Source organism: Pseudomonas sp. 22189 (assembly GCF_052045635.1).
GTDB lineage: Bacteria > Pseudomonadota > Gammaproteobacteria > Pseudomonadales > Pseudomonadaceae > Aquipseudomonas > Aquipseudomonas parakoreensis.
Genome location: NZ_JBQEPG010000001.1, coordinates 124,038 through 138,832 on the forward strand (window position 1 = coordinate 124,038; position 14,795 = coordinate 138,832).

A 14,795-nucleotide genomic window follows, 5' to 3' on the forward strand; every position below is an offset into this window, starting at 1 on the left:
TTATGCCTGATGCTTTGTTTCATGTAGGAGCTGNTGAGGGATCAAGATCAAAAGATCGCAGCCTTCGGCAGCTCCTACAGGGAGAGGTGTTAACAGGACGAAGCGGCAGAAAAGCGGCAGCCAGCGGAAACCGGTTGCCGCTTTTCTGGCATTGCCGCTTTGCCGATTCCCCGCAAAGCCCCGGTTTACGCGGGTTTTTGTGTTTGGCACGGCGCTTGCTAAAGCTCAGGTACGAAAAACCGCTCACCCGAAGGTTCCCGACATGAGCATCAGCTTCGATAAAGCGCTCGGCATTCACGAAAAGGCATTGGGTTTCCGTGCCCAGCGCGCTGAAGTGCTGGCCAACAACATCGCCAACGCCGATACCCCGAACTACAAGGCTCGGGATCTGGACTTCTCCAAAGTGCTCGAAGCACAGAGCCAGAAAAACGCCAACGGCACCATCGCCCTGAACATGACCAACAGCCGTCACATCGAAGCTGAAGGCCTGGGCAATGGCGACGAGTCGCTGATGTATCGCACGCCGATGCAGCCTTCGATTGACCAGAACACCGTGGATGCTCAGCTGGAACAGTCCAATTACGCGGAAAACGCCGTGGGCTTCCAGGCCAGCTTCACCCTGCTCAACAGCAAATTCAAAGGGCTGGTATCGGCCCTGCGCGGAGAGTAATCCATGTCCCTGTCCAGCGTTTTCAACATTGCCGGCAGCGGCATGAGCGCACAAACCACGCGTTTGAACACCGTGGCGTCGAACATCGCCAACGCCGAAACCGTTTCGTCGAGCATCGACCAGACCTACCGCGCCCGTCACCCGGTGTTCGCCACCATGTTCCAGGGCGGCCAGAACAGCGGCAGCAACTCGCTGTTCCAGAGCCAGGACGCCGCAGGGCAGGGCGTGCAGGTACTTGGCGTGGTCGAAGACCAGAGCAACCTCGAAGCACGCTACGAGCCGAACCATCCGGCCGCTGACGCCAAGGGCTACGTGTACTACCCGAACGTCAACGTGGTGGAAGAAATGGCTGACATGATTTCCGCGAGCCGGTCGTTCCAGACCAACGCCGAAATGATGAACACCGCCAAAACCATGATGCAGAAGGTACTGACCCTCGGTCAGTAATAAGGGGCGACGGCCATGAGTGTTTCCGATACCACCAGCAGCCTGAGCATGAATGACATCCTGGCGAACTCCTCGAAGAAAACGAGCAGTACGACCACCGGTGGCATTGCTTCGGCCACCAACAGCGCCACTGGCGGCAAAGCCCTGGGCAAGGATGCGTTCCTGCAACTGCTGGTCACCCAGCTGAAAAACCAGAACCCGCTCGATCCGCAAGACAACAGCGCCTTCGTTGCACAGTTGGCGCAGTTCAGCAGCCTTGAGGGCATCACCACCCTCAACAGCACCGTCAGTTCGCTGGCCGGCAACTACAGCTCCTCGCAAGCCCTGCAGGCGTCGTCGCTGGTTGGCCGTAACGTGATCGTGCAGACCAACACCGTGCAATTGGACGACCCAAGCAAAGGCATGACCGGTTCGGTCACCGTGCCGTCGTCGATTGCCGGTGGCACGGTCAGCATTACCGACAGCAGCGGCACGGTGGTTCGCACCATCGATCTGGGCAGTCGCGCCGCAGGCAACGCAAGCTTCACCTGGGACGGCAAGGACAAGGACGGCAACCTGGTGAAGACCGGTACCTATACCGTCAAGGCCAACGCCTCGATCAATGGCACCTCGACCGATATGGCGACCTACCTGCCAGCCACGGTCAACAGCGTGACGATCAGCCAGACCGGTGGCGAGTTGATGCTCAACCTGTCCGGCAAGGGCACCGTCGCCCTGTCCAAAGTACAAACCATTGGTATATAGAGCCGACTAACCGGCACAAAGGAGTGGAATATGTCTTTCAATATCGGCCTTAGCGGTCTCTATGCAGCCAACAAACAACTGGACGTGACCGGCAACAACATCGCCAACGTCGCGACCGCCGGTTTCAAATCGTCCCGTGCAGAATTCGAAGACGTCTACTCGGCCACTCGCCTGGGTAGCGGCAGCAAGGTCATCGGCAACGGCGTGCGTCTGGCCAACGTGTCCCAGCAGTTCACCCAGGGTGACATCAACAACACCGGTAACGTGCTGGACATGGGCATCAACGGTTCCGGCTTCTTCACCATGAGCAACAACGGCTCGATTTCCTATACCCGTGCCGGTACGTTCAAAGTCGACAATGCCGGTTACATCACCAACACCGACTACACCTCGCGTCTGCAAGGTTATGGTGTGGATGCCAACGGCAAGATCATCAATGGTGTGCTGACCGACCTGAAAATCGATACTTCCAACCTGGCGCCGAAGTCCACCTCGCTGGTGACCTCGACTATCAACCTGAATTCGTCGGCACCGGTGATCGACGACACAGTGGCGGCCGGCAAGTTCGATCCGTCAAAACTTGAGACTTACACCAAGCAGTTCAGTACGCCGATCTATGATTCTCAGGGCAACTCGCACGTCATGGATCAGTACGTGGTGAAGACTGGCCAGAACACCTGGAAGGTCTACACCCTGGTAGACGGTCGTAACCCGGACGCTACCGGCAGCGATCCGAAGGTCACCGCGCCGACACCTTCTACCATGACGTTTGACTCCGCTGGCAAGCTGACCCAGGTCAGCACTCTGCCAGGTCCTGTGATCAGCAGTGACCTGAAGCTCACTGGCTGGGTGCCGGGTACTGTGGTTAATGGGACGTTCACGCCTAACGGCGCTTCGGCGAACCCGGCCGGTATCACCATTTCGATGGCGCAGACCACCCAGTACAACGCAGATACCGCTCGTTCGATTCCGACTCAGGATGGTTACGCCACTGGCCAGATCACCAACCTGACCATCGACGGCACCGGTACGCTGTTCGCCAACTTCAGCAACAACCAGAGCAAGGCCATCGGCCAGGTTGCGCTGGCCAGCTTCACCAACGAGCAAGGCCTGCAGCCTGTCGGCGGCACAAGTTGGAAAGAGACGTTCGCCTCGGGTATCCCGGGTTACGACGCGCCGAAAACCGGTACCTTGGGTGAGGTGGTGTCCAACTCGCTGGAAGAGTCCAACGTTAACCTGACCAACGAGCTGGTGGATCTGATCAAGGGCCAGAGCAACTATCAGGCGAACGCCAAGACTATCTCCACCCAGAGCACTATCATGCAGACCATCATTCAGATGACCTGATTGCGGTTTCTGATTGTGCAAGGGAGCCCCTCTTTTTGAGGGGCTTTTTTGTGGGCTATTGTTTTGTGGGCTTATCCGTTGCTGCGGTAACGGCTACTTAGAGTTTCGCCCTTACGGCGAGTCACTTTTGCAGACGCCCAAAAGTAACCAAAACGCTTGGCCCCAACGTTCGGCCCTCGCTTAGGCTCGGGTTCCTTCGCTGCGGGATTCATCCGGGGGCATCGCCTCCGGTTTGCTTCGCTGCACCTCCTCTCGCTGTGTTTGGCTTCGCCAAACGGTCGCTTCGCTCCCACCCCCGGATAAATCCCTCCACTCAGCCTGCCGACGGGGCCGGTACGGCAAAATCAAAAGCTTTCGGCGAGCTGACACTCGGCGATTGAGTGGTGAAAAGCACGCGCTTGGCTTTTGCTCTTCTGTGGAAGCCAGCCTGCTGGCGATGGCGGCCTGCCAGCCGACCACTCTCTATCCGAATGCATCCAGTCCCTGTGGGAGCTGGCTTGCCAGCGATGGCGGCCTGCCAGATGTACTCATCCTCTGGAGCTGCCGAAGGCTGCGATCTTTTGATCTTTGGCAGAGCACTAAAGATCAAAAGATCGCAGCCTCGTTGCACTCGACAGCTCCTACAGGTAAATGGCGGACAAAAGAAAACCCCCGACAAACCAGAAGTCTGTCGGGGGGGGGCTTTTGCCTGGAAGCGTCAGGCGTCTCGCGACGCCTGACCCGGCTCAGCTTATTGGCAAGCTTCGCAATCCGGCTCGTCGATCGCGCAAGCCTTTGGCACTGGCGCCGGACCGGCCGGAGCTGCCAGAACCGAATCGTCGCCGTGGTTGCCGCCGCTGGAAACAGCGTTCAGCTTGCCGGTGTTGATGGTCGACTTCTCGGTGCTGGTCGCGGCCAGGGCACGGAGGTAGTAAGTGGTTTTCAGACCACGGTACCAGGCCATGCGGTAGGTCACGTCGAGCTTCTTGCCCGAGGCGCCGGCGATGTACAGGTTCAGCGACTGGGCCTGGTCGATCCACTTCTGACGACGGCTGGCGGCGTCAACGATCCACTTGGTGTCCACTTCGAACGCGGTCGCGTAGAGCTCTTTGAGTTCTTGCGGGATGCGCTCGATCTGCTGCACCGAACCGTCGTAGTACTTCAGGTCGTTGATCATGACCGAGTCCCACAGACCGCGAGCCTTGAGGTCGCGAACCAGGTACGGGTTGATCACGGTGAATTCGCCCGACAGGTTCGATTTCACATACAGGTTCTGGTAGGTCGGTTCGATCGACTGCGAGACGCCCGTGATGTTGGCGATGGTCGCGGTCGGTGCGATGGCCATGATATTGGAGTTACGAATGCCTTTCTGTACACGGGCGCGAACCGGTGCCCAGTCCAGGGTTTCGTTCAGGTCAACGTCGATGTACTTCTGGCCGCGCTGTTCGATCAGGATCTGTTGCGAATCCAGCGGCAGGATGCCTTTGGACCACAGCGAACCGTTGAACGTCTCGTACGCGCCGCGCTCGTCGGCCAGGTCGCAGGACGCCTGGATCGCGTAGTAGCTGACCGCTTCCATCGACTTGTCGGCGAACTCGACGGCAGCGTCGGAGCCGTAGGCGATGTGCTGCAGGTACAGCGCGTCCTGGAAGCCCATGATGCCCAGACCGACCGGGCGGTGGCGGAAGTTGGAGTTCTTCGCTTGCGGCACCGAGTAGTAGTTGATGTCGATCACGTTGTCGAGCATGCGCACGGCGGTGTTCACGGTGCGTTGCAGCTTGGCGGTATCCAGCTTGCCGTCGACGATGTGGTTCGGCAGGTTGATCGAGCCCAGGTTGCAAACGGCGATCTCGTCCTTGTTGGTGTTCAAGGTGATCTCGGTGCACAGGTTCGAGCTGTGAACCACGCCGACGTGCTGCTGCGGGCTACGCAGGTTGCACGGATCCTTGAAAGTCAGCCACGGGTGGCCGGTTTCAAACAGCATGGAGAGCATTTTGCGCCACAGGTCTTTGGCCTGGATGGTCTTGAACAGCTTGACCTTGCCCGGGTACTCGGTCAGGGCTTCGTAGTACTCGTAGCGCTCTTCGAAGGCTTTACCGGTCAGGTCGTGCAGATCCGGTACTTCGGAAGGCGAGAACAGGGTCCACTTGCCGTCATCGAAGACACGCTTCATGAACAGGTCAGGGATCCAGTTGGCGGTGTTCATGTCGTGGGTACGACGACGATCATCACCGGTGTTCTTGCGCAGTTCGATGAACTCTTCGATGTCCATGTGCCAGGTTTCCAGGTAGGCACACACAGCGCCTTTGCGCTTGCCACCCTGGTTAACGGCTACGGCGGTGTCGTTCACTACTTTGAGGAACGGAACCACGCCTTGCGACTTGCCGTTGGTGCCCTTGATGTACGAACCCAGTGCACGCACCGGCGTCCAGTCGTTGCCCAGGCCGCCAGCGAATTTGGACAACATGGCGTTGTCGTGGATCGCGTGGTAGATGCCCGACAGGTCGTCTGGAACGGTGGTCAGGTAGCAACTCGACAGCTGTGGACGCAGGGTACCGGCGTTGAACAGAGTCGGGGTCGAAGCCATGTAGTCAAAGGACGACAGCAGGTTGTAGAACTCGATCGCACGGTCTTCTTTCTGCTTCTCTTCGATCGCCAGGCCCATGGCCACGCGCATGAAGAAGATCTGCGGCAGTTCGAAACGCACGCCATCCTTGTGGATGAAGTAACGGTCGTACAGGGTCTGCAGGCCCAGGTAGGTGAATTGCTGATCGCGCTCGTGGTTGATCGCCTTGCCCAGTTTTTCCAGGTCGAAGGAGGCCAGCACAGGGTTCAGCAGTTCGAACTCGATACCTTTGGCGATGTAAGCCGGCAGTGCCTTGGCGTACAGGTCGGCCATTTCGTGGTGAGTGGCGCTTTCGGCCACGCCGAGGAAGCCCAGGCCTTCGGCACGCAGGGTGTCCATCAGCAGACGGGCGGTGACGAACGAGTAGTTCGGCTCACGTTCAACCAGGGTACGCGCGGTCATCACCAATGCGGTGTTGACGTCGTTCAGGGCCACGCCGTCGTACAGGTTTTTCAGGGTTTCGCGCTGGATCAGATCGCCATCGACTTCAGCCAGGCCTTCGCAGGCTTCGGTGACGATGGTGTTCAGGCGGCCCATGTCCAGCGGCGCGAGGCTGCCGTCGGCGCGGGTGATGCGGATCGACGGGTGCGCGTCGACCGCGGCTTCGACCGGGGTATGAGCTGCGCGTTCTTTCGAGCGGGCGTCACGGTAGATCACGTAGTCGCGAGCGACTTTCTGCTCGCCGGCACGCATCAGGGCCAGTTCGACCTGGTCCTGGATTTCTTCGATGTGGATGGTGCCGCCCGACGGCATGCGACGCTTGAAGGTCGCGGTGACTTGTTCGGTCAGGCGGGCAACGGTGTCGTGGATTCGCGACGAAGCGGCAGCGGTGCCGCCCTCAACTGCGAGAAACGCTTTGGTGATAGCGACGGTGATCTTGTCATCGGTGTAAGGAACGACAGTGCCATTACGCTTGATCACGCGCAGTTGACCAGGCGCGGTGGCGGCCAGATCCGAATTCGAATCGGCGGCCTGCGGCAAGGTGCCCTGCGGGTTCTCGCGAGTTGTGTCGGTTTGCATGGGGGGTGATCTCCACATTCTCTATGTTTGTTTGGGCACCATCATGGTGCTCACCGTTCTGGTCCGAAGCACTACAACCGACGGGCGTCGGGCATAACAACTTCGGATCAGTAGGAAAAAGGCTAATGACGCCGCATCCTTGCCGAAGTTTTTGGCTGCGAGCCAGGGCTCGAGCCGGATTCCTTCCCGGATGACAGTAATGACTGCAACACCCGTACCGTTCCGGTCGTTTCCGACCTGAAAAACGGCGCCATCCGCAAGTGCGGTTTGGGCTTTGAAAAACTTGCTTGGTTCAACCGGAAACTGGCAATAAAGCGCTTGAGTTTCAGGTCCGAAATGTGGTTGGTCGTCTGAGCGGAAAACCCTATATGTAGGGTCTCTCCTCGCGCCGTGCTACAAGATAATGCGTTTTGAGAGGGCTTGCAACGTACTAGCTGTGGATAAACCTGTGCGTAAATTGTGTAAGAAACCAGGAATTCCCGTGTAGGCCGCGAACCTGCTGAGCCAGACCGTTTGTCACTGTTTTTCTCTCGGGAAAAACGCTTCAGCGGATTTTTAAGGGCGCGAACCCTATCACAAAAAACCGCCTTGTCCGAACGCATTTGCCGACTTGTGTTCTGGCTGTACGCTGTTTATACAATCGGGCGGCGTTTACCCATTCTTATGCTCCCAAAAGATGACAAAAAGACGGGAGCATCGGAATCTGCGGGCAACCGCACGCCTGTGTAGGAGCTGCCGCAGGCTGCGATCTTNAGATCGCAGCCTGCGGCAGCTCCTACAGGGGGCAGTGTGTTTCTGCCTTATTAATAAAAACAGCAAGCAGAGGTCACCGGTGGAGCAAGAAGCCTGGCAGGTATTGATAGTCGAGGACGACCAGCGACTGGCCGAACTCACCCGCGAATACCTGCAAGCCAATGGATTGCGCGTGGAGATCGAAGGCAACGGTGCGCTGGCGGCGGCGCGGATCATCAAGGAGCAGCCGGACCTGGTGATCCTCGACCTGATGCTGCCCGGTGAAGACGGCTTGAGCATTTGCCGCAAGGTCCGCGACCGTTACGACGGGCCGATCCTGATGCTCACCGCGCGCACCGACGATGCCGACCAGATCCAGGGCCTCGACCTCGGTGCCGACGATTACGTGTGCAAACCGGTGCGCCCACGGCTGTTGCTGGCACGGATTCAGGCTTTGCTGCGGCGCAGTGACAGCGCCGAGCCGGTCACGGAAAAAAGCCGCCGCCTGCAATTCGGCCCGCTGGTGGTGGACAACGCCTTGCGCGAAGCCTGGCTCAGTGACAGCGGCATCGAACTGACCAGCGCCGAATTCGACCTGCTCTGGCTGCTGGTGTCGAATGCCGGGCGAATCCTCTCTCGCGAAGAAATTTTCACTGCGCTGCGTGGCATCGGCTATGACGGTCAGGACCGCTCGATCGATGTGCGCATCTCGCGCATCCGCCCGAAAATCGGTGATGACCCCGATCATCCGCGCCTGATCAAGACCATCCGCAGCAAAGGCTATCTGTTCGTTCCGGAAGCCTGTGTGGATCTGGCGCTGTGAACTCGATCTTCCTGCGCATCTATGGCGGCATGTGCGCGGCGCTGATTCTGGTGGCGGTGCTTGGGGTGCTGGCATTGCACCTGCTCAATCAGGTGCGCAGCGAGCAATACCGCGAGCGCCTGGCCCACGGCACGTTCTCGCTGATGGCCGACAACCTGCAACCGATGAACGCAACCGAGCGCCACCGGGCATTGTTGGTCTGGGAGCGTCTGCTGGGGATTCCGCTGGCGCTGAAGACGTTTTCCGAGACCGATCTGGACCTCTCTCAGCGCGCCCGGGTGCAGCGCGGTCAGGCCTTGGTAGAGCAGACCGGCCCGCATGCGGCGCGGGTCTATCGACTGGTCAGCGACAAGGAACAGTTGCTGCTGACCGGCGACGTCCAGCAGATCAGCGAACAACTGGCCCGCGCGACTATTTACCTGCTGGCCGATGAACTGGTGCGGGTGCCGGTTGGCGAACAGCCCAAGCGGCTGGCGCAGTTAAAGGAGGAGAAAGGTTTCGGTTTTGATTTGCGCCTGGTCACGGTCAACGAGGCCGACATGGACGAAGACCAGAGCCGCCGTGTGTCCGAGGGCGATACGGTGATGGCGCTGGGCAAGGGCGGGGATTCGATCCGGGTGTTTGCCGGCATGGTCGGCACGCCGTGGGTGCTGGAAATCGGTCCGCTGTATCAGATGAATCCGTATCCGCCGCAATGGCTGGTGCTGATTGCGGCCCTCGGCCTGAGCCTGATCGGCCTGATCGTTTATCTGTTGGTGCGCCAGCTCGAACGACGTCTGCGCGGTCTCGAAGCCGCAGCCACGCGCATCGCCAAGGGCAGTCTGGAAACCCGCGTGCCGGCCCGTGGCGCTGACTCGGTGGGGCGGCTGGCGGCAGCGTTCAACGGCATGGCCGAGCACTTGCAGCAGTTGCTGGCGATCCAGCGCGAACTGGTGCGCGCGGTGTCCCATGAGTTGCGTACACCCGTGGCGCGTCTGCGATTCGGGTTGGAGATGATCGGCTCGGCCACCACCCCGCAGGCGCTGGAAAAGTACCGCGAGGGCATGGATCACGACATCGAGGATCTCGATAAGCTGGTGGACGAAATGCTCACCTACGCGCGGCTGGAGCAGGGGTCGCCCGCGCTGACCTTTCAACGCATCGACCTCGATGCGCTGGTCAATCAAGTGATTGAAGAACTCGCGCCGTTGCGTGCCGAGGTCACGGTGCAGCGCGGATTATGCCTGTCCGCTGCCGATAATGACGGCGCCTGGGTCGAGGCCGAGCCGCGCTTTTTGCACCGCGCGTTGCAGAACCTGGTGAGCAACGCGATGCGCCATGCGCACTCGAACGTCACGGTGAGTTATCAGGTTGGGCAACTGCGCTGCCGGGTGGACGTCGAGGATGATGGGCCGGGTGTGCCGGAGTCGGCGTGGGAGCGCATCTTCACGCCGTTCCTGCGTCTGGATGACAGCCGCACACGGGCGTCGGGCGGGCATGGGCTGGGTCTGTCGATTGTGCGGCGGATCATTCACTGGCATGACGGGCGGGCGCTGATCAACAAGAGCAAGAGTCTGGGTGGGGCCTGTTTCAGTCTGAGCTGGCCGAGGAATCAGGAACGCCGCTGAGTTTTGTGCTGGTTTTGCCGGCCGCAATCGCTGGCAAGCCAGCTCCCACACTGTCCGGGGGCAGCACACGTTTTGGATACACCCCTGAAACCTGTGGGAGCTGGCTTGCCAGCGATGGGGCCCTCAGCGGCGCTGAAAAATCTTCAGGCAGGGATGCTGACCAGACTCAACAACTGCCCATCCTGCACACCAAACTGCGCGTCCAGCTCGGTGCCATGACGCCATTCACCTGAAAGATCGGTCAGCAAGCGCAAGCGAACCTGACCCTGCTCCGTCCACTCCAGCACCTCGGCGTGCTCGAAATAAAAGCGCTTCTGCACAATCGGGTACAGCGCCTTGAACAGGCTCTCTTTCACCGAAAACGTCAGGGTCACCCACAACCCCAGTTGCTCTCGCGAGCCGGCGGCCATGCGCTGCAATTCCGCTGGCGTGAGGATCTCCCCGGCCAGGCGTTCGGCACGCTCGGTCTCGAGCAGGTTTTCCAGATCCATGCCCAAGCCGCGCCAGTGTCGCTTGTTGGCGACAATCGCCGCCGCGTGTCCGGTGCTGTGGGTGATCGAGCCGCAGATGTGCGCCGGCCACACCGGCGCACGGTCTTCGCCAATCGCCGGAATCACGTTTGAGCCTTCCAGTTGCTGCAGCGCAGCCCGGGCACAAATCCGCCCGGCGAGAAACTCGGCCTGCCGTTTGGCCACCGAGCGCTGAATGCTCGGCGGCGGCTCGATGGCGCTGCGCTGGAAGTCATCGCCGAGCAGTTGCTTCGGGTCGAAACGGGTACTGAGCAGGACGGTGTCGGGCAACACGTTGGGCAACGGCCAATGGGCGTCGAGCGGGGTGCAGCAGGCGGGGAGGGGCGGGCTGGAATTCATGGCGGGCATTTTGCCGGTTGGCGCGGATGCTGGGTAGAGCCAAAACCTGTATCAGGCGTCGCTGACCCTGTAGGAGCTGCCGAAGGCTGCGATCTTTTGTTCTTGATCTTAAGAAGCAAGATCAAAAGATCGCAGCCTTCGGCAGCTCCTACAGGGGGCGAAGTGGGTCAGCCAAAGATTTTCTGGAAGAACGCCTTCATGTCCGCCCAGGATTTTTCATCGGCCGCTTTGTTGTAGCCGATATCCGGGCCACCGTGATCGCCGTGGCTCAAGCGATCGGCATCCGGATTGGTGAAACCGTGCTTGGCGCCGTCGAGGCTGACGAATCTGTAGTCGGCGCCGGCCTTATCCATTTCGGATTTGAACGCGGTGACGTTGTCGGCAGTGACCATGCTGTCCAGCGCGCCGTGCTCGACCAGAATTTTCGCTTTCACACTGCCGGGCGTCGCCGGAGTGGTGGTCGCCAGCGCACCGTGGAAACTCACCACGCCCGCCAGCGGCTGGCCCTGACGCGCCGCATTGAGCACCACGCCACCGCCGAAGCAGTAGCCGATGGCGGCGATTTTATTGACGTCGGTCTGCGGCTGCTTTTTCAGCAGGTTCAGCCCGGCCTCGAAACGTTTGCTGGAGGCGGCGGCATCCTGGGTCGCGGCCTGCATGAACGCCATCGCATCTTTTGGGTGCTCGGTGTTCTTGCCCTCGCCATACATGTCGATTGCCAAGGCGCTGTAGCCCAGTTCGGCGAGGTCGCGGGCGCGGCGTTTGGCGTAATCGTTCAGGCCCCACCATTCATGCACCACCACCACGCCCGGGCGTTTGCCCTTGATCGCGTCGTCGTAGGCGTAGTAGCCGATCAGTCGGGTGCCGTCGGCGCTCTGGTAAGGAATCTCCTGAGTCTTGATCGCAGCGTTGGCCAGGCTGCTGGCGGCGAGCAGGGCAAGGGCGAAAAACAGGCGCATGGTCGGTCTCCTTATCGAAAGTGGTCAGAACAGCCTAGTCGATTTGATTCAGCGCAGGTTCAGAGAGTGTTCAGGGCAGGTACAGGGGCAGGTCAGTAACCTTGCGCCATACCCAAACAGCACTGTGAAAGAGGAAACGCGATGAATCGTCTGAACAAACTGCTGCTGGCTTTTACCTTGTTGGGCTCCAGCCTTGCGGCACATGCCGATGACACCAGCAACTTCGCCGGTCTGACGTTCGGCCAGACCAGTGACAAGGTCAAAAAGTCCCACGCGCTGAACGACAACCTTGGCCACCCGGACGCCAGCGGCGCAATCGATGGCAACAACACTTACGGCGTGCGCCTCGGTCAGCAAAACTCGCAAGGTCGCTACTACGCCACTTACGACAACGTGTCCGGTTCGCACAATGGCATTAAACTGCGCCAGGAAAATCTGCTGGGCAGCTACGATCTGTTCTATCCAGTGGGCGGCAGCACCAAACTGTTCGGTGGTGCTACGGCCGGTTTGACCAAGCTGACCCAGGATTCGCCAGGCTACAGCCGTGACAGCGACATCGGGTACGCCGTTGGTGGTCAGTTCGGTGTGCTGCAACAAGTGGCGCAGAACGTTTCGGTGGAACTCGGTTACCGTTACCTGATGAGCAATGCCAGCACCGAAATGAAAGAGAGCGGTGGCAGCAAGCAAGGCTCGCTGGACTTGACCAGCAGCGCCCAGACTTACCTGTCGGCGAACTACGCTTTCTAAAGCGCGGTTCGCTCTAGACCCTGTGGGAGCGAGCTTGCTCGCGAAAGCGGTCTATCAGTCGACAACACTGTTGGCTGATACATCGCCTTTGCGAGCAAGCCCGTTCCCACACATGCGTTGTTGGAGTTTTTGATTTGCCCGGGAGAGCGTTATGAAACTGTTGGTCGTCGAAGATGAAGCGCTGTTGCGCCATCACCTGCAAACCCGCCTGACGGAGAGTGGCCACGTGGTCGAGTCCGTGGCCAATGCCGAAGAGGCGCTGTACCAGACCGGACAGTTCAACTTCGATCTGGCGGTGATCGACCTCGGTCTGCCCGGCATGGGCGGTCTGGACCTGATTCGCCAGTTGCGTTCGAGCGGCAAGACCTTTCCGATCCTGATTCTCACCGCCCGTGGCAATTGGCAGGACAAGGTCGAAGGCCTCGCCGCCGGTGCCGACGACTACGTGGTCAAGCCGTTCCAGTTCGAAGAACTCGACGCGCGCCTTAATGCCTTGCTGCGCCGTTCCAGCGGTTTCACCCAGTCGACCATCGTTGCCGGGCCGCTGTTGCTTGATCTCAATCGCAAGCAGGCGTCACTGGATGAAGAGCCGCTGGCGCTGACCGCCTACGAATACCGCATCCTCGAATACCTGATGCGCCACCACCAGCAAGTGGTGCCCAAGGACCGCCTGATGGAACAGCTCTATCCGGACGACGACGAGCGTGATCCGAACGTGATCGAAGTGCTGGTCGGCCGCTTGCGCCGCAAGCTCGAAGGCCCGGGCGGGTTCAAGCCGATCGATACCGTGCGTGGTCTCGGCTACCTGTTCAATGAGCGCTGCACTTGATTCGTTCTCTTCGCGTTCGCTTGATGCTCGCCGCCACCACGTTGGCGGTGTTGTTCATGCTCGGCTTGCTGCCGGCCATGCAGGGCGCGTTCAGCCTGGCACTGCAGGACTCGATCGAGCAGCGCCTGGCCTCGGATGTCACCACGCTGATCTCGGCGGCGCGCATCGACAGCGGCCAACTGGTGATGCCGACGCAGTTGCCGGATGAACGTTTCAACCTCACTGACAACCGCTTGCTCGGCTACATCTACGACCGCCAGGGCAAACTGGTCTGGCGTTCGAAAGGTACGCAGGAAGAGCAGATCAACTACAAGCCGCGTTACGACGGCATGGGTAACGAATTCGCGCGGATCCGCGAGAGCAACGGCCAGGAGTTCTTCGTCTACGACGTCGAAGTCAAACTGCTCGGCGGCAAGAGCGCGGCTTTCAGTATCGTTGCGCTGCAACCGGTGCGCGAATATGAAAACACCCTTGAAGGCCTGCGCGAGAACCTCTATCTGGGCTTCGGCGCTGCCTTGTTGGTGCTGCTGGCGCTGTTGTGGATCGGCCTGACCTGGGGCCTCAAGGCGCTGCGTCGGCTGAGTCAGGAACTCGACGAAATCGAAAGCGGCACCCGCGAAAGCCTCACCGAACAGCACCCGCGCGAACTGCTGCGCCTGACCGGCTCGCTCAACCGTTTGCTGCACAGTGAACGCCAGCAACGCAGCCGTTACCGCGACTCTCTCGATGACCTGGCGCACAGCCTGAAAACCCCGTTGGCGGTGTTGCAAGGGGTCAGTGAAGACATGGCCCAACGCCCGGAAGATCGCGATCAGGCCTGGGTGCTGCAAACCCAGATCGAACGCATGAGCCAGCAGATCAGCTATCAACTGCAACGGGCCAGCCTGCGCAAAAGCGGTCTGGTGCGCCATCAGGTGCGGCTGCAACCGGTGCTCAAGAGTCTGTGCGACACGCTGGACAAGGTTTACCGCGACAAACATGTTCGAGTGGCGTTCGACCTGCCGGAGCAATGTTATGTACCGATCGAACAGGGCGCGTTGCTGGAGATGATGGGCAACCTGCTGGAAAACGCCTATCGCCTGTGCCTGAGCGAAGTGCGCATCAGCGTGCGCGAGAGCCTCGCCGGCATCGAGTTGTGCATCGAAGACGACGGCCCCGGCGTGCCGCCGAATCAGCGCGCGCGAATCCTTGAGCGCGGCGAACGACTGGATCGTCAGCATCCGGGGCAGGGCATCGGGCTGGCGGTGGTCAAGGACATCATCGAAAGCTACAACGCCAAGCTGATGCTCGGAGATTCGCCGATGGGCGGGGCGGCATTCAGGATTCAGTTTCCTGCGGTTTAGGTGTTGGTCTTTCGGGCGCCATCGCTGGCAAGCCAGCTCCCACAGTGTCCGAG

12 protein-coding genes are annotated in these 14,795 nt (G+C 60.0%); 9 read left to right on the forward strand and 3 right to left on the reverse strand.

Annotation, left to right across the window (positions count from 1 at the left end; translation table 11 throughout):
- Positions 1-262: 262 nt before the first annotated feature.
- The 4 genes from flgB to flgE are packed head-to-tail and all read left to right on the forward strand — an operon-like array spanning position 263 to position 3,208.
- Positions 263-670 carry a flagellar basal body rod protein FlgB gene (flgB, locus tag ACTJKS_RS00645; protein WP_025112931.1) on the forward strand — a complete coding sequence of 136 codons (408 nt, stop codon included), beginning with the start codon at positions 263-265 and terminating at the stop codon, positions 668-670.
- A gap of 3 nt (positions 671-673) precedes the next feature.
- Positions 674-1,117, forward strand: a complete 444-nt coding sequence (gene flgC / locus ACTJKS_RS00650) for a flagellar basal body rod protein FlgC (RefSeq protein WP_003227217.1) — start codon at positions 674-676, stop codon at positions 1,115-1,117.
- 15 nt (positions 1,118-1,132) lie between these two features.
- Positions 1,133-1,861 carry a flagellar hook assembly protein FlgD gene (flgD, locus tag ACTJKS_RS00655; protein WP_108183533.1) on the forward strand — a complete coding sequence of 243 codons (729 nt, stop codon included), beginning with the start codon at positions 1,133-1,135 and terminating at the stop codon, positions 1,859-1,861.
- A 30-nt stretch (positions 1,862-1,891) separates the two neighbouring features.
- The gene (flgE, locus tag ACTJKS_RS00660; RefSeq protein ID WP_041075033.1) at positions 1,892-3,208 is read left to right on the forward strand and encodes a flagellar hook protein FlgE; all 1,317 of its coding nucleotides are present in this window, start codon (positions 1,892-1,894) and stop codon (positions 3,206-3,208) included.
- Between the two features lie 730 nt (positions 3,209-3,938).
- Here the strand turns inward: flgE and ACTJKS_RS00665 are convergent.
- The gene (locus ACTJKS_RS00665) at positions 3,939-6,833 is read right to left on the reverse strand and encodes a ribonucleoside-diphosphate reductase subunit alpha (protein WP_108183532.1); all 2,895 of its coding nucleotides are present in this window, start codon (positions 6,831-6,833) and stop codon (positions 3,939-3,941) included.
- Between the two features lie 832 nt (positions 6,834-7,665).
- Here ACTJKS_RS00665 and ACTJKS_RS00670 point away from each other — a divergent pair.
- Both ACTJKS_RS00670 and ACTJKS_RS00675 read left to right on the forward strand, forming a co-directional pair.
- On the forward strand, positions 7,666-8,388 hold the full coding sequence (locus tag ACTJKS_RS00670; RefSeq protein WP_047295809.1) for a response regulator: 723 nt from the start codon (positions 7,666-7,668) through the stop codon (positions 8,386-8,388).
- Positions 8,385-9,995, forward strand: coding sequence for an ATP-binding protein (locus tag ACTJKS_RS00675; protein ID WP_041067572.1), 1,611 nt, complete (start codon positions 8,385-8,387; stop codon positions 9,993-9,995). The genes ACTJKS_RS00670 and ACTJKS_RS00675 overlap by 4 nt, the downstream gene beginning before the upstream one ends.
- A gap of 143 nt (positions 9,996-10,138) precedes the next feature.
- On the opposite strand, the gene ACTJKS_RS00680 is transcribed toward ACTJKS_RS00675, so the two are convergent.
- Positions 10,139-10,864: a 4'-phosphopantetheinyl transferase family protein gene (locus tag ACTJKS_RS00680; RefSeq protein ID WP_095668551.1), complete on the reverse strand. Its 726-nt coding sequence runs from the start codon at positions 10,862-10,864 to the stop codon at positions 10,139-10,141.
- A gap of 167 nt (positions 10,865-11,031) precedes the next feature.
- Positions 11,032-11,823 (reverse strand): dienelactone hydrolase family protein, encoded by a 792-nt coding sequence (locus tag ACTJKS_RS00685; protein ID WP_108183531.1) that lies wholly within the window; start codon positions 11,821-11,823, stop codon positions 11,032-11,034.
- A 141-nt stretch (positions 11,824-11,964) separates the two neighbouring features.
- On the opposite strand from ACTJKS_RS00685, the gene ACTJKS_RS00690 reads away from it, so the two are divergent.
- The 3 genes from ACTJKS_RS00690 (at position 11,965) to ACTJKS_RS00700 (ending at position 14,742) form a co-directional block, all read left to right on the forward strand.
- Positions 11,965-12,570, forward strand: a complete 606-nt coding sequence (locus tag ACTJKS_RS00690) for a membrane protein (protein WP_027612287.1) — start codon at positions 11,965-11,967, stop codon at positions 12,568-12,570.
- A gap of 151 nt (positions 12,571-12,721) precedes the next feature.
- Positions 12,722-13,399, forward strand: coding sequence for a response regulator transcription factor (locus ACTJKS_RS00695; protein WP_027612288.1), 678 nt, complete (start codon positions 12,722-12,724; stop codon positions 13,397-13,399).
- A complete protein-coding gene (locus tag ACTJKS_RS00700) occupies positions 13,396-14,742 on the forward strand; it encodes an ATP-binding protein (RefSeq protein WP_086794698.1) in 1,347 nt (448 codons plus the stop codon). The genes ACTJKS_RS00695 and ACTJKS_RS00700 overlap by 4 nt, the downstream gene beginning before the upstream one ends.
- The last annotated feature ends 53 nt before the right edge of the window (positions 14,743-14,795 follow it).

Excerpts from the sequence above, each read along its gene's own strand:
- flgC (WP_003227217.1), top strand. The coding sequence starts at position 674 with ATGTCCCTGTCCAGCGTTTTCAACATTGCCGGCAGCGGCATGAGCGCA.
- ACTJKS_RS00685 (WP_108183531.1), bottom strand. The coding sequence starts at position 11,823 with ATGCGCCTGTTTTTCGCCCTTGCCCTGCTCGCCGCCAGCAGCCTGGCC.
- flgB (WP_025112931.1), top strand. The coding sequence starts at position 263 with ATGAGCATCAGCTTCGATAAAGCGCTCGGCATTCACGAAAAGGCATTG.
- ACTJKS_RS00695 (WP_027612288.1), top strand. The coding sequence starts at position 12,722 with ATGAAACTGTTGGTCGTCGAAGATGAAGCGCTGTTGCGCCATCACCTG.
- flgE (WP_041075033.1), top strand. The coding sequence starts at position 1,892 with ATGTCTTTCAATATCGGCCTTAGCGGTCTCTATGCAGCCAACAAACAA.
- ACTJKS_RS00690 (WP_027612287.1), top strand. The coding sequence starts at position 11,965 with ATGAATCGTCTGAACAAACTGCTGCTGGCTTTTACCTTGTTGGGCTCC.
- flgD (WP_108183533.1), top strand. The coding sequence starts at position 1,133 with ATGAGTGTTTCCGATACCACCAGCAGCCTGAGCATGAATGACATCCTG.
- ACTJKS_RS00680 (WP_095668551.1), bottom strand. The coding sequence starts at position 10,864 with ATGAATTCCAGCCCGCCCCTCCCCGCCTGCTGCACCCCGCTCGACGCC.
- ACTJKS_RS00665 (WP_108183532.1), bottom strand. The coding sequence starts at position 6,833 with ATGCAAACCGACACAACTCGCGAGAACCCGCAGGGCACCTTGCCGCAG.